Consider the following 25,939-nt stretch of genomic DNA (forward strand, 5'->3'; position numbering starts at 1 on the left):
CGTCCCTCATCCCGTGAGCTGTGGTCCGTACGGTCACAGGTCTCGGACCAGGGGCCGCAGGAGCCCCACAGCGCATCGCGCCAGGACGGCACACGGCGCATGACACATGGCGACACAACTAAGGTTAGGCTTACCTAATTCACATCCGTTCAACAGGGAGTCCCCTTGAGCATCGAAGCCGACACAGACACCGTCCCGGCCGGGCCGACCGACGCGGAGCAGGTCCGCACGGTGCTGTCCCGCGCGACCTCACTGTCCCTCACCACGACCGGGCAGGCCTACGACCTGATCGGACTGCACTCGGTCAGCACCAAGGGGCAGGTCACCCTCCACCCCCACCCCGGCAGCCCCCTGGCCCAGGAGGCCGTCGACGCGCCCATGCGCAGCCTTGCCGCCCTGCTGGAGTTCACCGACATCGCCCCCACCCCGCTGCGCGACCGCGTCCGCGCCAGGGTGACGGTCTCCGGCTGGCTGGCGCCCGCGGGCGGCGGCGCACTGCGGCTCGACGCGGCGCGGGTCTCCCTGCGGACCCCGGCGGGCGCGACGGATGTCGGGCTGGACGAGATCGCCCTCGCCGAACCCGACCCGCTGGCCGTCGAGGAGGCCGCCATGCTGACTCATCTGGCCGACTCTCACGAGGAGTTGATGGCCGGCCTGCTCGGGCTCGCGGGATCCCGGCTGCCGCGCGGCATGATCCGGTCGCTCCCCCTCGCCCTGGACCGCCACGGCATCACCCTGCGCTGCGAGTACGAATCCGGCCACTGCGACCTCCAGTTGCTCTTCCCGGCACTCGCACGCGACGCCACCGACGCCGGTGAGCAGATCCGGCGACTCCTCACCGCACCCCGGAGCTGTGCGCACCAGCACCACCACTCACACTCCTGACCCCAACGCCTTTCTGCACAGCCATCTCGGCCGGCTGCTGCGCTCCACGGGCCGCGATCAGCTCATCGTGTGCGGTGTGCACGCCCATCTGGGTGTCCTGCTGACCGCCGCGGACGCCTTCATGAACGATATTCAGCCCTTTGTCGTCGCCGATGCCGTGGCCGATTTCTCCGCCGAGGAGCACTCCATGGCGCTTCGCTGGGCGGCTCGCAGCGCGGTGGTCCGCACGACCGACGGCCTGCTGCGCGATCTGCTGCTCGGCCGGGTCCCCCCGCGACGCGTGACGGCATCCCCCACCTCTGGAGAGACGGAACAAGATGACCGTACGGGTCGCGACGGCCGGAGCCGGCGTCCATGAACAGTCACCACGGCCCGGGAACGGGATACGGACGGAGCCCCGCACCGGCCCGCTCCCGCCCATGGACTTGCGGGGCCGGGTGGTGGTGGTCAAGTTCGGCGGCAACGCCATGGTGGACGGCTCGCTCCAGGAGATGTTCGCGCGCGATGTCGTGGAGCTGTGGCACTGCGGCCTGCTCCCGGTGGTGGTGCACGGCGGGGGCCCGCAGATCAGCGCGATGCTCGACCGCCTCGGACTGGAGGTCCGCTTCGAGGCCGGTCTGCGCGTGACCACCGAGGAGACCCTCGACGTGGTGCGGATGGTGCTGACCGGACGCGTCCAGCGTGAACTGGTCGGTGCGATCAACGCACATGGGCCCTTCGCCGTGGGCCTGTCCGGCGAGGACGCCCACACCATGACGGCCGTGCGCCGCTCCGCCCGGGTGAACGGGCTGCCGGTGGACATCGGCCTGGTCGGCGACATCGTGAACGTGGCACCGGACACCGTCCGTTCGCTGCTGGAGCTGGGCCGCATCCCGGTGGTGTCACCCCTCGCGCGCGGCACCGGGGGGCAGGTCTACAACGTCAACGCCGATCTCGCGGCGTCGGCCCTGGCGGTCGCCCTCGGCGCCGAGCGGCTGGTGATGCTCACCGATGTCGAGGGACTGTACGCGGACTGGCCGCACAGCACCGAGGTCATCGAGCGCCTGACCGCGGCCGAGTTGGACGGTCTGCTGCCGGGGCTGGCGAGCGGCATGCTCCCGAAGATGGAGGGCTGCCTGCGGGCGGTCCGCGCCGGAGTGGGACGGGCGCAGGTCCTGGACGGCCGGGTGCCGCACGCCGTACTGCGCGGCACCCTGGACGAGAAGAGCCCCGGGACCACCGTCCTCCCGGACGCCTGAGGTGCCAGTGGTGGCGTGCCCCCGGCGTCCGGGGCACGCCACCGTCGTCACAGCGCCCGGGCGAGCACGCGCGCACCCCGCCGGGGGTCCAGAGTGCGCACCCAGGCGCGCGGAGCCAGACCCGGGCGGACCGGAGCGAAGCCATGGCGCAGGAAAAGGCGCCCGCTGCCGGTCGTCGCGGTGAACAGCGCCCCCAGCGACTGCGCCCGCGCCTCGGCGAGTGCCGCGCCCAGCAGCCGCGCGCCCAGGCCGGTGCCCTGCCGCTGCCGGGCGACACAGAAGTTGTAGAGAACCCCCGCGGCGGTCGCGCCGTGATCCTCACCGGGGTGGACACCGAGCGAGAGGCAGCCCCGAAGAGCGCCATCGGGTTCCTCGGCGACCAGGAAGTCGGCCGCCCGGGCGGCATAGACGCGGGCGGGCCGTCGGCGCAGTTCTCCCGAGCGGACGAACGGCTCGGAAAGCGCGACGAGAGCGGCGGCATCCGCTGGGCGCGCCCGGCGCACCCGGACCACGTCGGGAAGGGGTGCGTGCGGGGTGCGTGTCAGCGCGGTGGCGGAGTGCGGCGTAGCCGTGATCAAGGCGTTCCTTCCTCGGGTTCCACCGTGCGCGAAGGGCGGCCGGATCGCCGCACACCCTGGTGAACCATGTGAGTTAAGTTAGCCTTACCTAATTTCATTTATCAAGTCGGTACTCCAGGGGCGGTGTTGGTGCGGCACCGCACACCGCGACGGGCGTGAACACCGGGGTTCGCTGGCCGCCGGAGCACTCAGCGCACGGCCCGGCCGGTCTCGGCCGTCATGGAGTCGACGGGGGCCACGGGGCCGGCGCTCCGGACCGGGACGTCCTCGGGCACGTACCGCTGCGGCGCGGCCGGCACCATCAGGGGCGTGCCGGTCTCCGGGTCGTCGATGATCCGGCAGGGCAGCCCGAACACGTCCTCGACCAGTTCGGCGGTCATGACGGTGGCCGGATCGCCCTCGGCCGCGATCGTGCCGCCGGGCCGCATCACGATGAGGTGAGTGGCGTAACGGCACGCCTGGTTGAGGTCATGCAGCACCGCCACGACGGTGTGCCCCTTGCGGGCGTGCAAGTCGGCGCAGAGATCAAGCACTTCGACCTGGTGGGCGATGTCGAGGAACGTGGTGGGCTCGTCCAGGAGCAGGATCGAGGTCTGCTGCGCCAGCACCATCGAGAGCCAGACCCGCTGGCGCTGCCCCCCGGAGAGGTCGTCGACCGGGCGGTCGGCGAGATCCAGCACACCGGTCTGCCGCATCGCCTCCAGAACGGCCGCCTCGTCGTCGGCGGACCACTGCTTCAGCATTCCCTGGTGCGGATAGCGACCGCGCGCCACCAGGTCCCCGACGGTGATGCCGCCGGGCGCGGTCGAGGACTGCGGGAGCAGGCCCAGCCGGCGGGCGACCTCGCGCGAGCGGTACGTGGCGATCCCGGCGCCGTCCAGATACACCTGCCCGGAGCGGGGTTTGAGCATCCGCGCGAGTGCCTTGAGGAGCGTGGACTTGCCGCAGGCGTTCGGCCCGATGATGACGGTGAAGGAGCGGTCGGGAATCTCGACGCCGAGCGAACTGACCACGGTCCGCTGCTCGTAGGAGAGTGTCAGGTCCTCGGCCCGCAGTCGCGCGGCCGCCGCCGGGGGCGTCCCGTTCATATGAGTCCCCTCCGTCGTCGCGGAGTCCGCGCTCGGGCCGGTCCTTTCGGACATGCGTGTCGTGCGTGGCGTCTTTCGGGTCATGCGCGGCTCTTTCGCGACTCGGTGATCAGCAGCCAGATGAGGTAGAGCCCCCCGATGGTCCCGGTCGCCGTACCCACCGGGAGCAGTGAGGGGGCGAAGAGGCGCTGCGCCAGCAGGTCGCTCGCGGCCAGCAGCAGGGCGCCCATGAGGGCGGCGGGGACCAGCGCGGGGCCCGATGCCCGGGTCAGCCGCCGGGCGAGCTGGGGCGCCGCCAGCGCGATGAACCAGATGGGCCCGGTCACCGCCGTGGCGAAGGCGGCGAGGGCCACGCTGATGACGAGCAGCAGCGCCCGGGTGCGCGCCACGTCGACCCCTAGCGCCATGGCGGTGACGTCGCCCATCTCCACCATGGAGAGCCGGCGGGCGAGGAAGAAGGCAGGCGGGAGCAGGACGAGGACCGCGATCCCGATGGTGTTCGCCTGCTGCCAGCCCCGGTTGGTGAGGCTGCCGATCAGCCACGCCTGCGCCTCCAGCGCCTCCTGCCAGGTCGCCCGGGTGATCAGATACGAGTTGACGGCGAGCAGCAGTGCGCTGACGCCGATGCCGACGACGACCAGCCGGAAGCCCTGAAGTCCTCTGCCCAGCATGAGGAGGTACATGGCGGCGGCGGTGGCGAGGCCGCCGATCAGCGCGCCCACCGCGATCTGGGTCATGCTGCCGTGCAGCACGATGATGACGAGGAGCGCCCCGACGGCCGAACCGTTGGTGAAGCCGATGATGTCCGGGCTGCCGAGGGAGTTGCCGGTCAGGCTCTGCAGGACGGCCCCGCTGACCGCGAGGGCCGCGCCGACGCACATCGCGGTCAACAGGCGTGGCATACGCAGGGTGTTGACGATGAAGTCGGCGCCGCCCGAGCCGTGGCCCAGTACGGCCCGCAGGACTTCGCCGACGGAGAGTTCGAAGTCGCCGGTGGTGAGGGTGACGAGCGCGACCGCGACGAGCGCGACGAGCATCGCGGCCGTCACCACCAGGACGCGCCCCTGGACCCGTACGGACAGCCCGCCCGGCCCGGTGCGCAGGACCAGTCCGCTGATGACCCGCGGCTCCCCGGTGTCCGTACCGGCCCCGGCGGGACCCTTCTCGCGTACGGCGCTCACAGCATGACCAGCTTTCGACGGCGGCACAGGGCGATGAACAGCGGCGCCCCGAGGAACGCGGTGATGATCCCCACCTGGACCTCGCCCGGGGCCCCGAGGACCCGCCCCAGGACGTCCGCGCCGATCAGCAGGACCGGGGCGAGCAGCATCGAGTACGTCAGCACCCAGCGCTGGTCGGGGCCGGCGATGAACCGGGCGACGTGCGGCACCGCGAGGCCGACGAAGCCGATCGGTCCGGCGGCGGCGGTGGCGGCGCCGCACAGCAGCATGACGGCGACGGCGCCCAGCACCCGGGTGCGGCCGACGTTCAGGCCGAGGGCGCGGCCGAGCTGGTCGCCCATCGCGAGGGCGTTGAGCGAGGGGGCGAGCCCGAGGGCGATCAGGAGGCCCACGGCGATGAACGGCAGGATGACGTAAATGACGTCGTAGTACCGGCCGGACAGGGAACCCACCGTCCAGAAGCGGTACTGGTCGAAGGCGCGCGGGTTGAGCAGCAGCACCGCCGAGTTGAAGGCGTACAGCACCGCGGTCATCGCCGCCCCGGCCACGACCAGGCGGTCGGGTGTGGCCAGGGTGCGGCCCGAGGAGCCCAGGAGGTAGACGGCGACGGAGGCGACGGCCGCGCCGATGAAGGCGAACCACACATAGCCCAGGACCGAGCCGACCCCGAGGGAGGCGATGGCCACGACGACTCCGGCGGAGGCGCCCAGGCTGATGCCGAGGATTCCCGGGTCGGCGAGCGGGTTGCGGGTCAGGGCCTGCATCAGCGCGCCGGACAGGCCGAGGGCGATGCCCACGAGCAGCCCCAGGAGCGTCCTGGGGATGCGGTAGTCATGGATGATGATCGAGGTCTCGGAGCCGTCGGGGTGCCAGAGCACGCTCCAGGTGGCGGTGAACGGGATGCCGCGGGTGCCCACCCACACACTGAGCAGTCCGACCAGGACCAGGGCGCCCAGCGCCGCGAGCAGCCCCAGGGCCCGCAGGGTGTTGGCGGTCCGGGCCGGCTTCGGGACGTCGAGGACGTCGGCCGGCTGCTCGGGAGCCGTCCGGGTTTCGACCGACAACGACAACTCCCCCTGACGGCGGTTCGGGTGCACCGCGAGCGATAGGGCGCCGGAACGTGACGCAGGGACCCCGGATTCAACTTAGGTGAGGCTAACCGAACAGTGCCGCACGGTCAACGCGCTTCCCCCGCCCGGGAAATGGCGTACACCACCGTGACCGGGCACGTCGCGGCCAACGTACCGCCGAGGCCACCCATTTAGAGTAGCCTTACCTAACTTTCCCAGACTCTTCGCGGAGGCCCGCATGCCAGCTGGAGGACCGACCGGGGGGCACGTCCTGCGCAGGGCGATCAGGGGGCAGCGGCGGCGAGTCGTCACCGCGTCCCTGCTCGGCACGGTGCACCAGGGGTGTGAGGCCCTGGTGCCCGTCGTCATCGGCGCGGCCATCGACACGGCGGTGGCCACCGGCTCCTCCCCGTCGCTGCTGCGCTGGCTCCTGGTGCTCGCGGGGCTGTTCCTGGTGCTGTCGAACTGCTACCGGACCAGCGCCCGGCTCGCCGAGGGGGCGGGGGAACACGCCGCGCACCGGCTCCGGATGGAGCTCGGCGCCCGGGTGCTCGATCCGCGCGGCGGCGCCGACGCGAACCGGCTGCCCGGCGCGCTCACCAGCATCGCCACCAACGACGCCCGGCGGGTGGGCTCGGTGGCGACCGTCCTGGCCTACGGGGTCGCCGCGACCTCGGCGCTGGTGATCAGCTCGGTGGCGCTGCTGAGGATCTCCGTTCCGCTCGGGCTCCTCGTCCTGCTGGGCATCCCCCCGCTGCTGTGGCTCGGGCACCGCATCAGCCGGCCGCTCGAACGGCGCAGCGAGACCGAGCAGGAACGGGCCGCGCACGCCTCGGGCGTCGCCGCCGACCTGGTCGCCGGACTGCGTGTCCTCAAGGGCATGGGCGCCGAGTCGGCCGCCGTGGCCCGCTACCGCGCCACCAGCCAGGACTCGCTCGCCGCGGCGCTGCGGGCAGCCCGCAGCCGGGCCGGCCACGAGGGCGCCGTCCTCTCGCTCACAGGCGTCTTCATCGCGGTCATCGGGATCGTGGGCGCCTACCTCGCCATGCGCGGCAGCATCAGCATCGGTGACCTGGTGGCGGCGGTGGGACTCGCGCAGTTCCTCCTCGGCCCGTTCCAGCTGCTCACCTACGTCAACGCCGAGTTCGCCCAGGGCCGCGCCTCCGCCCGCCGGATCGCCGAGGTGCTGGACTCGCCCGCGGCCGTCGAGGGCGGTGAGTCCGAGGTGTCCGACGGCGCCGCAGGGCATCTGCGGCTCAGCGGGGTCCGGCTCGGCTCGCTGCGCGGGGTCGATCTCGACATCCGGCCGGGCGAACTGATCGGAGTGGTCACCGGGGATCCGGCCGCGGCGGCCGATCTGCTGCTCTGCCTGGCCAGGGAGCGGGACCCCGCCGACGGGCTGATCGAGCTCGACGGCGTACCGCTGACCGCGCTCGCCCCCGACGGGCTGCGCCGCGCCGTCCTGGTCGCCCACCACGACGCCGACCTGTTCGAGACCAGCCTGCTGGACAACGTACGGGCCGGGGCCCGCGACGACGCGGCCCCGGTCGACGAGGCCCTCGCCGCTTCGGCGGCGGACGAGGTCGCCCGGCTGCTGCCCGACGGCGGCGACACCGTGCTCGCCGAACGCGGCCGGTCCCTCTCCGGCGGGCAGCGACAGCGCGTCGCACTCGCCAGGGCCCTGGCCGCCGACAGCTCCGTACTGGTGCTGCACGACCCGACCACCGCCGTGGACACCGTCACCGAGTCCCGGATCGCCGCCCGGCTGCGGGAAATCCGCCACGGGCGCACCACCGTGCTGATCACGACCAGCCCGGCCCTCCTCGCGGTCACCGACCGGGTGGTGGTCCTCGACGAGGGCACCGTGGCCGCGGACGGCCACCACACCGAACTCGTCGCCGGTGACGAGCGGTACCGGGCGGCGGTGCTCGCATGACGTCCACGTACGAAGACCGCGCGCAAGACACGGACGCGCGCGCAGAGGAAGAGGGGGAAGCGGCCATGAGCACACCCGGTGCGGACCGTGCGCTGCTGCCGACGGCGAGCGGTGCGGAGAGCCTCGCGGCGCTGCGCACCATGCTGCGCGACCATCGGCGGCTGACCGCGGCCGCCGTCACCGTCCTGGTCGCCGGGACCGGTGTCGGTCTGCTGACCGCTCCCCTGCTCGGCCACGTCGTGGACCTGGTGGTGGAGCGGCGGGGTTCGCGGGCGCTCACGGTGCCCCTGGTGCTGCTCGTCGTGGTGGCCCTGGTGCGCGGCGCCGCCGCCGCGGTCGGCAGCACGCTCGTGGCCCGGCTCGGCGAGACCGTACTCGCCGCCGTGCGTGAGCAGTTCATCGAGCGGGCGCTGCGGCTGCCGCTGGAGCGAGTCGAGGCGGCCGGTTCGGGGGATCTGGTCTCCCGCGTCACCAGCGATGTCTCCATGATCGCGAAGTCGGTGCGCCAGGCGCTGCCCGAGTTCACCCGCTCCGCGCTGACCATCGTGCTGACCTTCGTCGGACTCGCCGTGCTGGACTGGCGGTTCCTGATGGCTGCGCTGCTGGCAATGCCGGTGCAGGTGCTGTCGGTGCGCTGGTATCTGCGCCGGGCCGCTCCGGTGTACGCCGAGCACCGCGTCGCGACCGGCGCACTCCAGCACCAGCTGCTCGACAGCGTCGGCGGAGTGCGCACGGTACGGGCCTTCCGGCTGAACCGGGCGCACACCGCCCTGCTGGAGCAGCGCTCCGCGTCGGCGCGGGACCTCGCGCTGGGCGGCATCCACATCGTCACCGGCTTCTTCTCGCGGCTGAACCTGGCCGAGTACATCGGCCTGGCGGCCATGCTCGGCGCGGGCTTCCTGCTGGTGGACAACGGTTCGGTGAGCATCGGTACGGCGACCGCCGCCGCGCTGTACTTCCACAGCCTCTTCAACCCGGTCAACGCCACGCTGTTCCTCATCGACGACGCGCAGTCGGCGGGTGCCAGCTTCGCCCGGCTGGTCGGGCTGTCCAAGCTGCCGGCCGAGCAGACCGCGCCGGGCGGCCGCGCTCCGGCGGACGGTTCGGTGAAGGTGAGCGCGCTCAGCTACGCCTACGCCGCCGGGGTTCCCGTGCTGCGGAAGGTCGATCTGGAGGTGCGCGGCGGTGAACGGGTGGCGCTGGTGGGCGCCAGCGGCGCCGGCAAGACGACGCTGGCCAAGGTCATCGCGGGCGTCCACGAGCCGCACGGCGGGACCGTCTCGCTCGGCGGGGTCGACGCGGCCGAGCTGGGCGCCGCGGGTGTGCGGCGCGCGGTGACGCTGATCAGCCAGGAGGTGCACGTGTTCGCGGGCCCGCTGGCCGAGGACCTGCGCCTCGCCCGCCCGGAGGCCACCGACGAGGAGGTGCGCGCGGCGCTGTCCCGGGTCGGCGCCCTGGAGTGGGCCCAGGCACTGGCGGACGGCCTGGACACGGTCGTGGGCGAGGGCGGCCACCGGCTGACGGTGACCCAGGCGCAGCATCTCGCGCTGGCCCGGCTGGTTCTCGCGGACCCGCCGATCGCGATCCTGGACGAGGCCACCGCCGACGCGGGCAGCGCGGGCGCGCGGGTCCTGGAGGAGGCGGCCCTGCGGGCACTGGAGGGCCGTACGGGCCTGGTGGTCGCGCACCGGCTCCCGCAGGCGGCGACCGCCGACCGCGTCGTGGTCCTGGACGAGGGCCGGATCGTGGAGACCGGCAGCCATGACGAACTCGTCGCGGCGGGCGGCCGTTACGCGGCGCTCTGGGCGGCGTGGTCCGACAGCCGCCGGGAGCCGGTGGACGGCGCACCGGCGCCGGAGCGATGTGCGGCAGTGCCGGCGGACGCGCAGTGAACGCGCGGATTCCCGGACGGGGCGGGCGGGGGCTTCGTACGGTCGCGACAGGCGCCGTCCGGTCAGTGGATGAACTCGATGTCGGGGTATCGCCGGGACGGACCGGCCAGCAGGTGGCCGTCCCGGCCGCGCAGGTGGAGGTCGAAGAAGGCGCGCAGGTAGGCGCGTTCGGCGGCGACGGCCCGGTCGGCGCCGATCGTTCCGATGGACTCGGTCAGGGCGGCGACCGTCTCCGGCGGCAGCGGAAGCGCCCTCTCCAGCTGCTGCGCCAGCGGGGACATGTCCGTGAAGGTCTGGTGGCCGGAGTGGCGCAGCCGCAGTTCGAGGCGCCAGCCCCGCAGGTGTGACCAGAATTTCACCCACGACGGATCGTTGTACCGTCCGTGACCGGCATTGCTCATCAGGAGGAACGGGCGGTCGAGACCGGTGTCCGCGACGATTCCGTTGATGCTGCCGTCCAGGTCGGCGCCGGCAAGGATCCGGCGGTCCTCCGCCATGGTCCCCGCGGCCGTGTCACCGCCGATCGAATGCCCGAACATGCCGGTCTTCGACAGGTCGAAGGAGCCCCGCAGACCGCGGGGCAGCCGGCGGCCCCCGGCGTCGGGGTTCCTCCCGGCGTTCAGCAGTTCCAGTTCGTTCAGCACGAACCGGGTGTCTTCCTGACGGACTCGCAACGCCGCCGTCCTGTCCGGATTCCGCCCCAGCTCCACTCTGCCGCCGGGGAACTCCACGACGGAGGCTTCGTGGGTGTGGTCGATGGTGACCACCAGGTACCCGTGGGCCGCCAGGTCCTCGACCAGCGCGGTGCCCATGGCACGCATCATGTTGTAGCCCGGTGAGAAGAGGATCACGGGATGGCCGTGGCGGCGCACCTCCACGGGGGCGTTCTGCCAGGCATGGGTCACCGGGAAGCCGACGTTGTCCATCGGCGTCCGCAGGTCCTGGCCCACCTGTCGTCGGTACACCTTCGTCGCCGCAGGCGGGAGCCAGGGGGCGCGGCGGCAGCCGTGGCTGCCCGACGCCGGGTACCACAGGCTGATCATCAGTTCTCGGGGTGCGGCGGGCGAAGTCCACGGGTCCCGGCGCGAACGGTCGATCAGATGCACTGACGTGGTGCCGATCCGCCGCGGGCCGGTCGGCGCCGGCAGCGCGAGACGCACCCGGCCCTTCCCGGACCCGTGGTCCGTCGGCTCGGTCCTGACGGCCGGAGCGGCGCCGGACAGGCGGCCGTCCGCCCGCACCACTTCCGAGGTCGCGAGTACGAGCCCCGCCGTTCCGGCCGCGGCAAGCACCGACCGGCGCGCAATGTCCCTCATCCTGACCCCTCACCTGCACTCGACGGCTGGTTGACCGTCCACCGAGGCTGGCATCCCCGCAGCACCGGCGACAGGCCGCGAGCGCGATGTCAGGGTAGGTCCAGGGTCATCCCCGACCCTGCCCGGGGGCTTGGACCACCACGCTGTGCGCAGCAGCGCTCCGGACACGCGAACGCCGCCGCCCCCGGTGCGAAGGTCTTACCGAGGGGCGGCGGCGGATGTACGGGTCAGCCCTGGAGGGCGACGAGGCTCGCCGGTCGCAGGTCCGTCCAGTTCGCCTCCACATGGGCGAGGCACGCCTCACGGGTGTCAGCGCCGAAGACGGTCCGCCAGCCGGCCGGCACCTCGGCGAAGGCGGGCCACAGCGAGTGCTGGTTCTCGTCGTTGACCAGGACCAGGAAGGTGCCCTGCGGGTCCTCGAACGGGTTGGTCGTCATGCGTTGTCACTCCTCTTGGACGGTGCGGTGAACAGCTCGGACAGCGGCTGTTCCGGATGAGTTGTCACGCGGTGCAGCAACTCCAGGTACTCATCGGCCAGTTGCCGGGCCTCGGTCGCGCCCAACAGGTCGGTGGCGTGGATCAGCCCGCAGTGCACCGGGCCGTCGCCGCGCGGCTCGTAGAAGCTGAGGGTCAGCTCGGCCCGGGTGACGCCGGTCGGCACGGCCGCGAGCGAGCCGATGCCGCCCTCCAGCTTTTCCGCATCGGCCTGTTCGTGGTGGATCACCATGAACTGCGGCCCCCGGGGCGGGAGTCCGGTGGCCCGTACGACCGCGTCGAACGGGACGTCCTGCCGGTCGAGGGCGCTCAGCGTCGTCTCCCGTACCCGGGCCAGCAGTTCCGCGAAGCTCGGGTCGCCCGCCGTGTCGGTGCGCAGCACCACCGTGTTGAAGAAGCAGCCGACCAGATCGGCGAGCTGGTCGTCGGTGCGTCCCGCGACCATCGTGCCGATCGGCAGATCGGTGCCCGCGCCGTGCCCGGTGAGCAGCGCCGCGAGGGCCGAGTGGAGCACCATGAACATGCTGGTGCCGGTGGCCCGCGCGAGCCGGTCCACGGCGGCGTGCAGCTCCTCGTCGAGGACGAACCCGACGTGGCCGCCGGGCCGGGTGGCCGGGTCCGGCCCGGCCGGGCGGGGGCCGTCGGCCGACAGGGCCGGCCGCACCGGCAGTCCGTCGAGCGTCCGGCGCCAGTAGGCGAGTTGCCGGCCGCCCCGGCTGTCCGGGTCGGCGAGGTCGCCCAGGGCCTCGTGCGCCCAGTGGGCGTAGTCGGCGTAGCCGACCGGCAGCGGCTGCCAGCCAGGGGCGAGGCCCCGGGCGCGTGCCGTGTGGGCCGTGACCAGGTCGCGGAACAGCGGGACCACGGACCACTCGTCGACGGCGAGGTAGTGCATGGTCAGCAGCAGTGCCTGGCCGCCGTCGGGGCCGGTGAGCAGATGCGCCCTGATCGGCGCCTCAGTAGCCGGATCCGGCGCCGAGCCGGCGAGTTCGGCCAGGCGGGTGTCCAGGTCGGCGCACGTTTCCACGGTCAGGACGGGGGCCTCGGCGGGCCGTTGGAACAGGATGCCGTCCCGTTCGGTGAACGCGGTGCGCAGCGGTTCGTGACGGGCCACCACGTCGGCGAGCGCGGCGGCGAGCACTTCGGCGTCGAGCCCGCCCGTGGAGCGCAGCGTCAGCGCGTGGTCGACGCCCCGCCCGTCGCGGCTGGCCTGCCACTGCCAGTCCTGGACGGGCGCCGCCCGCAGCGGCTCGGCCCGCTGCCCGACCGGTCGCAGCGCGGGGCCGGCGGTGGCCGCGCCCTCCAGCGCGGCGGAGATGCCGGCGACCGTGAGTGCGTCGAAGACGTCCCTGATGCTCAGTTCGACGCCGAACTCGGCGCGGATGCGGCCCAGGAGCCGCATCGATGCCATGGAGTGGCCGCCCAGTGCGAAGAAGCTGTCGTGCACTCCGACGTCGTCGAGCTTGAGGATCTCGCAGAACAGCGCGGCGATCCTGGTCTGGGTCCTGGTGGCCGGCCGGGCGTCGCCCGTCATCGCCGACCAGTCGGGCGCGGGCAGCGCGGCACGGTCCAGCTTGCCGTTGGGCGTGAGCGGCAGCGGGCCGTCCAGCGGCACCACCAGGGCCGGAACCATGTACTCGGGGAGCAGTCCGGCCATATGCGCGCGCAGGTCCTGCGGGTCCGGTTCACCGGACTCGGGCACCGCGTAGGCGATCAGCCGGACGATGTCGCCGTCCCGGTCGGGGACCACCGCGGCCTGGGCGACGCCGGGGTGTCCGGCGAGCGCCGCCTCGATCTCGCCCAGCTCGATGCGGAAGCCCCGCACCTTCACCTGGCTGTCGGCCCGGCCGAGGAAGTCGAGGTTGCCGTCCCGGCGCCGGCGGGCGCGGTCGCCGGTGCGGTACATCCGGCTGCCCGGTGCTCCGAAGGGGTCGGCGACGAACCGCTCCGAGGTGAGGGCCGCCTTGCCGAGGTAGCCGCGGGCGAGTCCGCGCCCGGCGACGTACAGCTCGCCCACCACACCCGGGGGGACGGGCCGCAGCCGCTCGTCGAGCACATAGGCGCGGGTGTTGGGGTCGGGCAGGCCGATGGGCACTCGGCCGGCCGGGCTGCCACCGTGCTCGCGGGCGCGCCACAGCGTCGAGTTGACCGTCGCCTCGGTGAGTCCGTAGGCGCAGATCAGGTCGGCCGTGGCGCCGAAGCGGTCGAACAGGTCCGGCGGCACCGTCTCGGTGCCCACCAGGACGGTCGACCCCTCGGGCAGTTCGCAGCCGGGCGGGAGCGCCGACACCAGGGACGGCGGCAGGATCATGTGGGTGATCCGCTGGTCCGCGAGGAAGCCGGTCAGTTCCGGCCCCGCGACCCGTGCCTCGTCGGTGATGAGCACGAGGCGGCCGCCGTGGCACAGCGCCATGGAGAGCTCGAAGACGAAGACGTCGAATCCGGTGGAGGCGAACTGGAGCACCCGGCTGTCGCGTTCCAGGCTCATCCGGTCGACGGCGGTGGCCACGAGGGAGGAGATTCCCTCGTGGGGCACGACTACGCCCTTGGGACGGCCGGTCGAACCGGAGGTGTAGATGACGTACGCGGCCTGGTCCAGGCCGACGGGCCCGGCAGGCACGGCGGTCCGGGGCGGCGCGTCCAGCGCGGCGGCGGTGTCCGGCGCGTCCAGCAGGACCACCGGGACGCCCGCCACCTCGGGGATCTTCCCCGCGACGGGTTCGGTACCGACGACCAGGGCGGCCCCCGAGTCCTCGATCATGTAGCCGAGCCGGTCCCCGGGGTGGACCAGGTCGAGCGGCAGGAACGCGGCGCCCAGCTTCAGCGCGGCGAGCACGGTGGCGACCATGTCCACGGACCGGGGCACGGCCACCCCGACCACGCTCTCGGCCCCCACTCCGTGCCCGGCGAGCAGCCGGGCGATGCGGTCGGCGCGGTCGTCGAGCTGGGCGTACGTCACCGAGCGGGAGCGGTCCACCACGGCGACGGCGTCGGGCCGTTCGGCGAGCCGCCGCGCGAACAGCGCGGGCAGGGACTCCTCGTCGACCTCCCGGGCGGTGGCGTCGAAGCCCTCCAGGACCGACTGCCGCTCCGGTCCGGAGAGGATCTCGGCCCGGGACAGCGGCTGTCCGGGCGCGGCGACGAGCGCCGCGAGCAGGGTGCGCAGCCGCTCGCCGAGCGCCTCGGCGGTCTCCCGGTCGAACAGCTCGGTGGCGAACTCCAGCCGGCAGCCGAGCGAGCCGGGGCCACCGTCCGCCGCGATGTGCTCGGTGAAGCTGAACACCAGGTCGAACTTGGCGGAGCGGATCCCGAACGGCACGTACTCCATGCAAAGTCCGGGCAGTCGGAGCTCCTCACCGGTGCGGGCGTGATAGCCGACCATCACCTGGAAGAGCGGGTTGCGGGAGAGCGAGCGCGTCGGGTTGAGGGCCTCCACGACCGACTCGAAGGGCACGTCCGCGTGGGAGAACGCCGCCAGGTCGGTGTCGCGGACCCGGGCGAGCAGTTCGGTGAAGCTGGGATCGCCGCTGACGTCGGTGCGCAGCACCAGGGTGTTGACGAAGAACCCGACCAGCTCGTCCAGCGCCTCGTCGCCGCGCCCCGCGATGGGGGAACCGAGCGGGATGTCCGTCCCGGCGCCCATCCGGTGGAGCAGCGCGGCGACGGCCGCGTGCACCACCATGAACATGCTCACGCCGGACTCCCGGGCGAGCCGCTTGAGCCCAACGGCCACGGGGGCGTCGAAGGCGATGTCGAGTTCGCCTCCGGAGAACGCCGGGCGGGCGGGCCTGGGCCGGTCGGTGGGCAGCTCCAGCTCCTCCGGGGCACCGGCCAGGGCCGTACGCCAGTGGTCCAGCTGCCGGGCGGCCAGGCTGGTTTCGTCGGCGGGGTCGCCGAGCAGCCGGTCCTGCCACAGGGCGTAGTCGGCGTACTGGACGGGCAGCGGCTCCCAGTCGGGGGCCGTGCCGTCCAGGCGCGCCGCGTAGGCCGTGGCCAGGTCCCGCAGGAACGGCCGGTCCGACCACTCGTCGGTGGTGATGTGGTGCAGCAGCAGGACGACGACATGGTCCTCGGGCGACAGCTCCACGACCGTGGCGCGCAGCAGCAGTTCGGCGGCGAGGTCGAACGGCCGGTTGACGACCGTGTCGATGATGCCGGGCACCTCGTCCTCGGTGGCCCGGACGCACTCCACCACGGGGTGCGCCTGCTCGGCGGGCAGCACCCGCTGGAACACCTGACCGTCAGAGGTCGTGAAGAAGACCGTGCGCAGGGCCTCATGACGTGTCGTCACATCGGCGAGCGCGGTACGCCAGGCCCCCAGGTGCAGCGGGCCGCGCAACCGCAGGGCCAGCGCGAAGTTGTACGCGGCCGAGGTGCACTCGATCTGCTGGATGACCCACAGCCGCTGCTGGGCGTGGGAGAGCGGCAGCCGCTCCGGCCGGTCGCCGGCGGTCAGCGCCGGACGGGCGGCGCCGTCGGCACGGGCGGCGCGCGCCACCAGTTCGGCGACGGTCGGTGCCTCGAAGAGGTCCCGGATCGCCAGCTCCGCGTCGAGCGCGGCGCGGGCCCTGCTGATCAGCCGGGTGGCCAGCAGCGAGTGCCCGCCCAGATCGAAGAAGTCGCTGTCGGTCCCGACGCTGCCCGCGGGCAGCCCGAGCACCTCGGCGAACAGGGCGCAGAGCGTCTCCTCCCGCGGGGTGCGGGGAGCGCGGCCGGTGCCCGCGGCGGCGAGGTCGGGTGCGGGCAGCGCCCTGACGTCCAGCTTGCCGTTGACGGTCAGGGGCAGCGTCGTGAGGGTGACGAGCGCGGCGGGCACCATGTAGTCCGGCAGCCCGGCCTTCAGATGGTCGCGCAGCCGCCGGGTCAGCGCGTCGTCGGACCCGGCTCCCTCCTCCGGTACGACATAGCCGACCAGGCGCTTGGTGCCCGCCCGCTCCGACACGACGACCGCCGCGTGCGCGACCTCGGGGTGCACGGACAGGGCCGTGGAGATCTCGCCCAGCTCGATGCGGTAACCGCGGATCTTCACCTGGTCGTCGGTGCGGCCGAGGAAGTCGAGCAGCCCGTCGGGGCGTTGGCGTACCAGGTCGCCGGTGCGGTACATGCGCTCGCCCGGTTCGCCGAACGGATCGGCGACGAACCGCTCGGCCGTCAGCGCGGGCCGGTCGTGGTAGCCGCGGGCCAGGCCCGTTCCGGCGATGTACAGCTCGCCGGGGCTGCCCGGCGGTACGGGGCGCAGCATCGGGTCCAGCACATGGGCACGGGTGCCGCGGATCGGCACCCCGACCGTGGAGGTCGCGCTGTCGGCGGTGGACCCGCCGAGCGTGTTGATCGTGTACTCGGTCGGCCCGTAGAGGTTGTAGCCGTAGGTGCCCTCGGTGCGGCGCAGCCGGGTCCAGACCGTGTCGGGGACGGCCTCGCCGCCGAGCAGGACCAGTGCGGGCCGGTGCTTTCCGGCGTCCTCGTCCCGGTCGAGCAGTCCCTCCTCGATGAGCAGTTGGGCGTAGGTGGGCGTCACGTTGACCACGTCGATGCGGTGGCTGTCGCAGTAGGCGACCAGTGCCTCGGCGTCGCGGCGGAGCTCCTCGTCGCAGACGTGGACCTCATGGCCCTCGACGAGCCAGAGCAGTTCCTCCCAGGACATGTCGAAGGCGAAGGACACGGTGTGCGCGATGCGCAGCCGCCGTCCGCCGGCCGAGGCGATGGCCGGATCGAAGATCTCCTTCTGGTGGTTGAACTGCATGTTCGTCAGTCCGCGGTACGGGGTGACGACGCCCTTGGGACGGCCGGTCGAACCGGAGGTGTAGATGACGTACGCGGGGTGGTCCAGGCGGCCCGGCACCCCGTGCGCGAACGCGGGCCGCTCGGCGTCGGTGACCTCGTCGCCCGGGAGTGCGGCCAGCTCGGCGGCCACGGCCGCGTCGTCCAGCAGGAGTTCGGGGGCGACAGGGCCCTCCTCGTCGCGCAGGGACGGGGCGACGGCGGTGGTGGACACCAGGCACAGCGGTCCGGTGTCCCGCGCCATCAGGCGCAGCCGGTCGGCGGGGTGGTCCAGGTCGAGGGGCAGGTAGGCGGCGCCGGTGCGCAGTACGGCGAAGAGCGCGGCCACCATCTCGATGGAGCGCGGCAGCGCGAGTGCCACCACCTTCTCCGGACCGGCTCCGCGGGCGAGCAGCAGCCGGGCGAGCCGGTTGATGCGGGCGTCCAGCTCGGCGTAGGTGAGGGCCCGCTCGCCGAAGACGAGCGCCACCGCGTCCGGGGTGCGGGCGACCTGGGCGGCGAGCAGATCGGCGACGGTCTCGTCGGGCACCGGCTCGCGGCCGGTGAGCCGCGCGGCGGCCGTCGCGGTCCGCTCCGCGGGCAGCAGCAGGTCGACACCGGCGGTCCGGGCCCCGGCCGCGTCCCCGTCGTCCAGGCTTTCGGCGAGGCGGACGAGCACGGCCGTGAACCGGTCGAGGACGGTGGTCGCGGCCTCGGCGTCGAACAGGTCGGGCCTGGCCGCCAGGGTGATCCGCAGCCGGCTGCCGGGGGTGACGATCAGGGTGAGCGGGAAGTGGGTGCCGTCCACGTTGGACATGGCGGTGATGCCGTGCCGTCGCCGCAGCTCGGCGGCCCGGTCCTCGCCGTCGGCCGAGCGCAGGACGAACAGGGTGTCGAAGAGCCGGCGGTGGCCCGTCTCCTGCTGCAGGGCGCCGAGTCCGACGTACTCGTACGGCATCACGGCCGCGCGCTCGGACTGCATCCGGCGCAGCAGGCCGAGCAGCGGCTCGTCCGGGGTGAACGTGACACGCGCCGGGATGGTGTTGAGGAACATCCCGATGATTCCGGCCGCGTCCGGGACGTCCGAGGGCCGTCCGGCGACGGCGGTGCCGAAGACTACATCGGTGCGGCCGGTCGTCGCCGAGAGCACCAGCCCCCAGGCCGCGTTCAGCACGGTGTTCAGGGTGAGCCCGTACCGGCGGGCCGTGGCGCGCAGCAGTTCGCTGGTCCGCGGCGTCAGCACGGTGTCGTAGTCCGCCGGGATGACCGGACCGGTGTCGCGCCCGGAGGGGGCGAGCAGGGTCGGCTCGTCGAGGCCGGAGAGCGACCGGCGCCAGGCGGTGAGCGCGGCCCCGGTGTCCTGCTCGTCCAGCCAGCCGAGGTAGTCGCGGTAGGAGCCGGGGACCGGCAGTCCGGTGTCGTCGCCGGCGCGCTCGTACAGCGTGAACAGCTCCTCCAGGAACAGCCACGCGGACCAGCCGTCCCACAGGATGAGGTGATGGGTGATCACGAGCCGGTCGCGGCCGTCGCCGAGCCGGATGAGCAGCAGCCTGCACAGCGGGGGCGAGGACAGGTCGAAGCGCTGCCTCCGGTCGGCGGCCAGCAGTTCCCGGGTCCGGCTGTGCTGCTGCGCGGCGGACAGCCCGCGGAGGTCCTCCTCGACGAGCGGGATGTCGGCCCCGTCGGCGATGAACTGGACCGGGGTGGGCAGTCCGTCGGCGGTGAATCCGGCCCGCAGACCGGTGTTGCGGGCCAGCAGCGTCCGGCAGGCGGCGCGCAGCCGCTCCGGGTCGACGTGGTGGTCGAAGTCGAGGGTCTCCTGGGAGAGGTAGACGTCGAGCGCCTCGCCGGAGTCGTAGGTGGCGTGGAAGTACATGCCCTCCTGGAGGGGGGAGAGCGGCCAGATGTCGGCGACCGGGAGTCCGGCGGTGGCGGCCACGCGGCCGGTCTCCTCAGGTGAGAGCACCAGACCGCCCAGCGGGGCGGCCGGCTCCTGCTCCTGCTCCTGCTCCTGCGGGGTGCCCGTGGCGGAGGTCAGCTGCGCGAGCAGGGCCCGCAGGGCCGGGTCCACTTCGGCGCCGGACCGCTCCTGGAGGGCCAGCACTGCCTGGAGGGCCGCAGCCGCCTGTCCGGCCTCGGCGGCGGGCACGGTCACGGCGTCGGCGGGGGCGGCCGGTCCGGGGACGGCAGGTCCGGGGACGGCAGGTCCGGCACCGGCGGCCTGCGCCGCGACGGCCAGTGCGGCCGGGGTACGGCACTCGAACACTTCGCGGGGGCCGATGGTCAGCCCGTGCGCGCGGGCCCTGGTGGCGACCGTGATCGAGCTGAGGCTGTCGCCGCCGAGGACGAAGAAGTCGTCGTCGGCGCCGATCCCGGGCACGCCGAGCACCGCGGCGAAGATCTCGCACAGGGCGCTCTCGCGCTCGTCGCGCGGGGTCCGTCCACCGGCGCGGAGGGCGGGCGCGGCGGACGGCAGGGCGTTCTGGTCGAGCTTGCCGCTGGGCGTCAGCGGCAGTTCGTCCAGCGCCAGGACGGTGCCCGGCACCATGGGTGCGGGCAGCGCGTCGGCGAGTGCCGCGCGCAGGGCCCCGGCGTCCAGCACGGTGCCGGGGGCGGGCACGGCGTATCCGGCGAGTGCGCCGTCGCGGACGATCACCGCGGCACGGGCGACGGCCGGCAGGGCGGCCAGGGCGGCCTCGATCTCGCCCAGTTCGATGCGGTTGCCCCGGATCTTGACCTGCCGGTCGGTGCGGCCGAGGTACTCGACGACGCCGTCGGTGCGGCGCCGCACCAGGTCGCCGGTGCGGTACATGCGCTCGCCCGGTCCGCCGAACGGGTCGGCGACGAAGCGTTCGGCGGTCGTACCGGGCCGGTCGTGGTAGCCCCGCGCCAACTGCACACCGGCGAGGTAGAGCTCCCCCGGCACCCCGTCGGGCACTTGGCGCAGGAACGGGTCCAGCACATGCAGCCGGGTGTTCCACACCGGGCGGCCGATGGCGACGGAGGGTCCGGCGCCGCCGTCGTGGTCGTGGTCGTACGCGAAGAAGGTCACGTCCACCGCGGCCTCGGTGGGCCCGTAGAGGTTGTGCAGCGGCACGGGGGCCCGCCCGGAACGGGAGGTCAGCTCCGACCAGTCGCCGGCCTGGGCACCGGTGAGAGCCTCGCCGCTGCAGAACACCCGCCGCAGGCTCGCCGCCCAGTCCGGGTGGTCGGTGGCGGACTCCAGTGCCTGGGTGAACGCGGCCAGCATGGACGGCACGAAGTGCAGCGTGGTGATCCGGTGCGACCGGATCAGCCCGGCCAGGTAGCCGGGGTCACGGTGGCCCCCGGGGCGGGCGAGGACGACGGTCGCGCCCTCCACGAGAGGCCAGAAGAACTCCCACACGGAGACGTCGAAGGCGGCCGGGGTCTTCTGCAGGACCCGGTCGTCCGCGCCGAGCCCGTACTCCCCCTGCATCCACGCGAGCCGGTTGACCACGGCCCGGTGGGTGACGGCGACGCCCTTGGGGCGCCCGGTGGAGCCGGATGTGTAGATCAGATAGGCCGGGTGGTCCGGACCGGCGGGCTGTACGGGGACATCGGGGACAGTCCCGTCGCGGTCGGCCTCGTCGTGGCCGTTCTCGTCGCCGTCGGCCTCGTCGCGGTCGACGAGAACCAGGCCGAGACCCGGCAGGGCGGGCAGCAGCCCGGCCGCGTCCGCGGTGGTCACGACCGTACTGGTGCCGGAGTCGCCGAGCACGAACGCGACCCGCTCGGCGGGGTAGTCGAGGTCGACGGGCAGATAGCCGGCGCCGGTCCTGAGGACGCCCAGCAGCGCGACCATCAGTTCGGCCGACCTGGGCACGGCCACCGCGACGTAGCACTCCGGTCCGGCGCCGCGCGACCGCAGCCGGCGGGCCAGCACCTCGGCCCGCCGGTCGAGTTCGGCGTAGGTCAGGGTGGTGTCCTCGAAGACGACGGCGGGGGCATCGGGGGTGCGGGCGGCCTGCGCGGCGAACAGCGAGGCGAGCGTGGCCCCGGGGACGGGACGTGCGGTGGCGTTCAGCCCGGCGAGGTGTGCGTGCTCCCGTTCGGACAGCAGGCCGGTCCGGGCCACGGTGCGGCCGGGCTCGGAGACCAGGGTGCGCAGCAGCGCGGTGAACCGGTTGGCGAGGACGGCCACGGTCACCTGGTCGAAGCGGGCGGCGTCGTGCTTGAACCGCAGCAGCAGCCCGCCGCTGCCGGGCTCGACGACGAGCGCGAGGGGGTAGTGCACGGCGTCGAAGACCTCGCTGCCGGTGATGCGCAGCGCTTCCGCTCCCCGGTCGGCGGACAGTTCGGCGGCCGGGTGGTTCTCGAACACCACGAGCGTGTCGAAGAGTTCGCCGCCACCCGCGATCCGCTGGATGTCGGCCAGGCCGAGGTGCTGGTGGTCCAGGAGCGCCGTGTGCTCGTCCTGGACCCGGCGCAGGAGTTCGGTGAGCGACTCCTGCGGGCGCAGGCCCACCCGGGCGGGGACGGTGTTGATGAACAGGCCCACCGCGGCGTCCAGGCCCGCGACCTCGGTGGTCCGGCCGGACACGGTGGTGCCGAAGACGATGTCGCGGCTGCCGGTGAGCGCGCCGAGCAGCAGCGCCCACGCGCCGTGCACGACGGTGCTCAGGGTGAGGCCGTGGGTGCGTGCGTAGGCGGTGAGGGCTGCGGTGAACTCCTCGGGCAGCCGGGTGTCGACCTGCTCCGGCCTGGCCGGGGCCCGTTCGTCGTCCGCCGCCGTGGAGAGGACGGAGAGCCGGGTCGGCCCGTCCAGTCCGGACAGCGCCTGCCGCCACGCCTCCCGTGCGGTGTCCCGGTCGCGGGCGGCCAGCCATGCCAGGTACGGGCGCGGGGAGGCCGGTGCGGGAAGTTCCTCGCCCAGGTAGGCGGCGGTGAGTTCGCGCAGCAGCACGGAGACCGACCAGCCGTCGGCGACGATGTGGTGCAGGGTGAGCAGCAGCCGGTGCCGGTGGCCGTCCCGGACCAGGGTGGCGCGCAGCAGCGGTGGCCGGGCCAGGTCGAAGGGCTCCGCGCGGTCCTCCCGGAGCACGTCGTCGAGGGTGGTATCGGCGGTGTCGGTCTCCCGCCAGGGCAGGGTGACGTGGCCGGCGAGGCGCTGGACGACGTCGCCGCCGGGGAGCTGGCGGAACGAGGCCCGCAGCAAAGGGTGCCGGTCCAGAAGCAGTTGCAGGGCCCTGCGCAGCCGGTCCGGGTCGATGAACCCGTCGAGTTCCAGGAGTTCCTGGACCAGGTAGTGGTCCGCGGAGCCGGCGTCGAACGCGGCGTGGAAGAAGAAGCCCTCCTGGAGCGGGGAGACGGGCAGGGCGTCCTCGTCCAGCCCGTCCGCCGCGGTCGCGGCCGGATCCGGGGCCGTCCCGGCGGCGCGGGCCAGGGCCTCGACGGTGCGGAGCCGGAACACGTCGCGCGGGCTGATGGTGAGTCCGGCGTCGCGGGCGCGGTTCACCAGCTGGATCGCGACGATGCTGTCGCCGCCCAGCTCGAAGAAGCTGCTCCGGACACCCACGGAGGGCAGTGCGAGCAGTTCGGCGAAGAGAGCGGCGAGCGCGGTCTCGGCCGGGCCGGTGGGCGCGTCGGTGCCGCTGACCGCGGTCCACCGGGGCTCGGGCAGGGCGCGGCTGTCGAGCTTGCCGTTGGGGGTGAGCGGGAGGGGCCCGTCCAGGACGACGACGGCGGTCGGCACCATGTGGTCCGGCAGGGCGCCTGCCACCTGGGCCCGTGCGGCGGTGACGGCCGCCTCGGTGGCGGTGGCGTCGCCGTCCCCGGCCAGGTAGGCGACGAGGCGCTTGACGCCCCGGTGGTCGTCACGGACCAGGACGGCGGCCTGGGCGATCCCGGGGCCGGACATGAAGGCGCTCTCGATCTCGCCCGGTTCGATCCGGTGACCGCGGATCTTGATCTGACCGTCGGTCCTGCCCAGGAACTCCAGGTTGCCGTCGTCGGCCCAGCGGACCCGGTCGCCGGTGCGGTACATCCGGGCGCCGGGCTCCCCGTACGGGTCGGCGACGAAGCGCTCCGAGGTCAGGGCGGGCCGGCCCAGGTAGCCGCGGGCCAGGCCGCGCCCGGCGACGTACAGCTCGCCCTCGACACCCACCGGGACCGGACGCAGTGCCGTGTCCAGGACGTAGGTGCGGGTGTTGGGATCGGGCCGGCCGATGGGCGTGGGGCCGGACCGGCCGGAACGGGCCTTCCACAGAGTGGAGTTGACGCTCGCCTCGGTCAGTCCGTAAGCGACGACGACCTGGAGCCGGCCGGACCACCGGGCGATCAGCTCGCCCGGTACCGCTTCGGTGCCGACGACGAGGACGGCGTTCTCGGGCAGTTCGCATTCCTGCGGCAGCGCCGAGACGAGCGACGGGGGCAGGATCATGTGGGTGGCGCGGTGGTGTGCGATGTAGTCGGTGAGGGCGGGTCCGGCGACCCGCCGCTCGGCGGGGACGACGATGATCCGGCCGCCGGCGCACAGCGACATGATCAGGTCCCAGACCGTCACGTCGAAGCCGACGGAGGCGAACTGCACGACGCGGCTTTCGGCGGTGACACCGATCCGGTCGGTGGCCGTGGCGATGAGGCTGCCGACGCCGTCGTGGGTGACGATCACGCCCTTGGGACGGCCGGTGGAACCGGAGGTGTAGATGACGTAGGCGGCCTGGTCCAGGGCGACCGGGGCGCCCGGGTCGGTGTCGTCCTGGGCGGCGAGGGCGGCCGCGGTGGCCGGATCGTCGAGCAGCAGGTGGGCGGCGTCCGCCGCCGGGAGGTGGTCCGCGAGTTCCCGCACGGTGAGCACGGTGGTGGCCCCCGCGTCGGACAGCATGTAGGCGGTCCGGTCCTGGGGGTGGTCGGCGTCCAGCGGGAGGTAGGCGGCGCCGGCCTTCATCACGGCGAGCAGCGCCACCACGAGTTCCGGGGAGCGCGGGAGGGCCACGGCGACGACGTCGGCGGCGCGCACGCCGCGGGAGGTGAGGAGCCGGGCGAGCCGGTTGGCGGCCGCGTTGAGCCCGGTGTAGGTGAGTTCGCGGTCCTCGCACACGAGCGCGACGGCCTCGGGCGAGCGGCGCACCTGCGCTTCGAAGGCGGCGGGCCAGGACAGTTCGGCCACTTCGCGCGGAGAGGCGGCGAACTCGCCCAGCAGCCGGTCCCGTTCGGCGCCGGAGGTGAGTTCGATGCGGCCCACGGGCCGGTCGGGGTCCTCGGTGAGGGCGCGCAGCACGGTGCGGAAGCGGCGTTCGTGGCCGCGGAGAGCCTCCTCGTCGCAGCGGTCCGCGTCCGCGTCGAGGTGGACGGCGATGCCCCGGCCGCCGCGGGTCTCGGCGAATCCGAAGGCGAGGTCGCTGACCGGGCCGAGCCACTCCGGGCGGAGTTCGGCGCCCAGCCCCTCGAAGCCGAAACCCTCGCCCCTGGGCAGGATGTTGACGGTGGGACCGACGAGCTCCGGGACGCCGTCGACCAGGCCGAGGTCCCTGGCCAGGTCCTCGGCGCGGTGGCGCCCGTGCGCGACCGCTTCGGAGATCTCCTGGCGTACGTCGGCGACGAGGGCCGCGCCCGTGGTGCCGGGGCGCACGGTCAGCCGCAGCGGGACGATGTTGGAGACCATGCCGGGGACGACGGCCGACGCGGCGTCGTGGCGGGCGGTGACCGGCAGGCCGATGACCAGGTCCTGCTCGCCCGTGACCCGGTGCAGATAGGCGGCGACGGCGGCGACCAGCAGCCGGGACGGCCGGACCGCGGCGCGCGCGGCGGCGGTGTGCAGCCGCTCGGTGTCCTGCGGGGAGAGTTCGAGGGTGCGCCGCAGCCGACGCGCCATGAGGGACGGGGCGCGTTCGACGAGGCGTACGGGCTCGGGCCGCCCGGCCAGGTGCCGCTGCCACCAGGCGCGGTCCGCCTCGTGCTGTGCGCCGGCGCGGTAGTCCCGGTCGGCGTCCGCGAGCCGGGCCAGGGACCAGTCGGGGCGGGCGGGGGCCTGTGCGCCCAGGGTGTACAGCTCGCCGGCCCGGCGGGTGATCAGCGCCACGCCCATGCCGTCGAGAACGATGTGGTGATAGCGCTGGTACCAGCGGACCCGGTCGTCCCCGAGCCGGAGCAGCGCCTGGGCGAAGAGCGGTGCTCCGCCCAGGGCGACGGGCCGCTCGCGTTCGGCTGCCATCCAGTCGGCGACGGCCGCCTCGGGGTCCGGGGCGTCGCGCAGGTCGACGACGGGCACCTCGACGGAGACGGCCGTGGGGGTCTGGCGCGGGCCGCCGTCCCCCGGGGTGAACTCGACGTGCAGGCAGTCGGCTTCCCCGACGGCCTGCCGGACCGCGGCGGCGAGCCGGCTTAGGTCGGTGTCGCCGCGCAGATCCAGGGCGAAGACGATGTTGTAGGCGGAGCTGTCCGGCTCGATCTGCTGGGCAAGCCAGATCCCGGCCTGCCCACCGGTCATGGGGATTCCGGCGACTGATGTCCGGTCCGGCTCGGCGTCAAACATCGTACGAAA

At 73.5% G+C, this 25,939-nt stretch carries 11 protein-coding genes and 1 pseudogene; 5 read left to right on the forward strand and 7 right to left on the reverse strand.

From position 1 onward, the window contains the following. The first annotated feature begins 165 nt into the window (after window positions 1-165). From OG322_RS04455 to argB, 3 genes and pseudogenes are all read left to right on the forward strand, one after another. Window positions 166-885 carry a DUF2470 domain-containing protein gene (locus OG322_RS04455; protein ID WP_311316976.1) on the forward strand — a complete coding sequence of 240 codons (720 nt, stop codon included), beginning with the start codon at window positions 166-168 and terminating at the stop codon, window positions 883-885. Between the two features lie 25 nt (window positions 886-910). Then, window positions 911-1,138 (forward strand): annotated as a pseudogene (locus tag OG322_RS41490) (isochorismatase family protein); the annotation flags it as partial. 166 nt (window positions 1,139-1,304) lie between these two features. After that, window positions 1,305-2,123 carry an acetylglutamate kinase gene (gene argB / locus OG322_RS04465; RefSeq protein ID WP_123466301.1) on the forward strand — a complete coding sequence of 273 codons (819 nt, stop codon included), beginning with the start codon at window positions 1,305-1,307 and terminating at the stop codon, window positions 2,121-2,123. Window positions 2,124-2,170: 47 nt separating this feature from the next. Here the strand turns inward: argB and OG322_RS04470 are convergent, their stop codons facing one another. The 4 genes from OG322_RS04470 to OG322_RS04485 form a co-directional block, all read right to left on the reverse strand. Beyond that, window positions 2,171-2,701, reverse strand: a complete 531-nt coding sequence (locus tag OG322_RS04470; protein ID WP_443066526.1) for a GNAT family N-acetyltransferase — start codon at window positions 2,699-2,701, stop codon at window positions 2,171-2,173. Window positions 2,702-2,889: 188 nt separating this feature from the next. Continuing rightward, complete coding sequence (locus OG322_RS04475; protein WP_206432423.1) at window positions 2,890-3,789, reverse strand: ABC transporter ATP-binding protein; 900 nt, start codon at window positions 3,787-3,789, stop codon at window positions 2,890-2,892. A gap of 80 nt (window positions 3,790-3,869) precedes the next feature. Then, the gene (locus OG322_RS04480) at window positions 3,870-4,970 is read right to left on the reverse strand and encodes a FecCD family ABC transporter permease (RefSeq protein ID WP_123463948.1); all 1,101 of its coding nucleotides are present in this window, start codon (window positions 4,968-4,970) and stop codon (window positions 3,870-3,872) included. Next, on the reverse strand, window positions 4,967-6,034 hold the full coding sequence (locus OG322_RS04485; RefSeq protein WP_443066527.1) for a FecCD family ABC transporter permease: 1,068 nt from the start codon (window positions 6,032-6,034) through the stop codon (window positions 4,967-4,969). The genes OG322_RS04480 and OG322_RS04485 overlap by 4 nt, the downstream gene beginning before the upstream one ends. A gap of 244 nt (window positions 6,035-6,278) precedes the next feature. Here OG322_RS04485 and OG322_RS04490 point away from each other — a divergent pair, with 244 nt between their 5' ends. Together OG322_RS04490 and OG322_RS04495 are read left to right on the forward strand one after the other, a co-directional pair. Further along, window positions 6,279-7,976 carry an ABC transporter ATP-binding protein gene (locus OG322_RS04490; protein WP_329306067.1) on the forward strand — a complete coding sequence of 566 codons (1,698 nt, stop codon included), beginning with the start codon at window positions 6,279-6,281 and terminating at the stop codon, window positions 7,974-7,976. 65 nt (window positions 7,977-8,041) lie between these two features. Then, complete coding sequence (locus OG322_RS04495; RefSeq protein WP_329306068.1) at window positions 8,042-9,868, forward strand: ABC transporter ATP-binding protein; 1,827 nt, start codon at window positions 8,042-8,044, stop codon at window positions 9,866-9,868. A gap of 62 nt (window positions 9,869-9,930) precedes the next feature. Here the strand turns inward: OG322_RS04495 and OG322_RS04500 are convergent, their stop codons facing one another. From OG322_RS04500 to OG322_RS04510, 3 genes are all read right to left on the reverse strand, one after another. Continuing rightward, window positions 9,931-11,184 (reverse strand): alpha/beta hydrolase family protein, encoded by a 1,254-nt coding sequence (locus tag OG322_RS04500; RefSeq protein WP_329306069.1) that lies wholly within the window; start codon window positions 11,182-11,184, stop codon window positions 9,931-9,933. Window positions 11,185-11,411: 227 nt separating this feature from the next. Further along, window positions 11,412-11,621 (reverse strand): MbtH family protein, encoded by a 210-nt coding sequence (locus OG322_RS04505; RefSeq protein ID WP_123463937.1) that lies wholly within the window; start codon window positions 11,619-11,621, stop codon window positions 11,412-11,414. After that, window positions 11,618-25,930, reverse strand: a complete 14,313-nt coding sequence (locus OG322_RS04510) for an amino acid adenylation domain-containing protein (protein WP_443066528.1) — start codon at window positions 25,928-25,930, stop codon at window positions 11,618-11,620. Before OG322_RS04510 ends, OG322_RS04505 begins: the two co-directional genes overlap by 4 nt. Between the last annotated feature and the right edge of the window lie 9 nt (window positions 25,931-25,939).

The sequence above is a fragment of the Streptomyces sp. NBC_01260 genome (genome assembly GCF_036226405.1).
GTDB lineage: Bacteria > Actinomycetota > Actinomycetes > Streptomycetales > Streptomycetaceae > Streptomyces > Streptomyces laculatispora.

Coding starts and splice junctions, on each gene's coding strand:
- argB (WP_123466301.1), top strand. CDS start 1,305: ATGGACTTGCGGGGCCGGGTGGTGGTGGTCAAGTTCGGCGGCAACGCC.
- OG322_RS04475 (WP_206432423.1), bottom strand. CDS start 3,789: ATGAACGGGACGCCCCCGGCGGCGGCCGCGCGACTGCGGGCCGAGGAC.
- OG322_RS04490 (WP_329306067.1), top strand. CDS start 6,279: ATGCCAGCTGGAGGACCGACCGGGGGGCACGTCCTGCGCAGGGCGATC.
- OG322_RS04495 (WP_329306068.1), top strand. CDS start 8,042: ATGAGCACACCCGGTGCGGACCGTGCGCTGCTGCCGACGGCGAGCGGT.
- OG322_RS04500 (WP_329306069.1), bottom strand. CDS start 11,184: ATGAGGGACATTGCGCGCCGGTCGGTGCTTGCCGCGGCCGGAACGGCG.
- OG322_RS04505 (WP_123463937.1), bottom strand. CDS start 11,621: ATGACGACCAACCCGTTCGAGGACCCGCAGGGCACCTTCCTGGTCCTG.
- OG322_RS04510 (WP_443066528.1), bottom strand. CDS start 25,930: ATGTTTGACGCCGAGCCGGACCGGACATCAGTCGCCGGAATCCCCATG.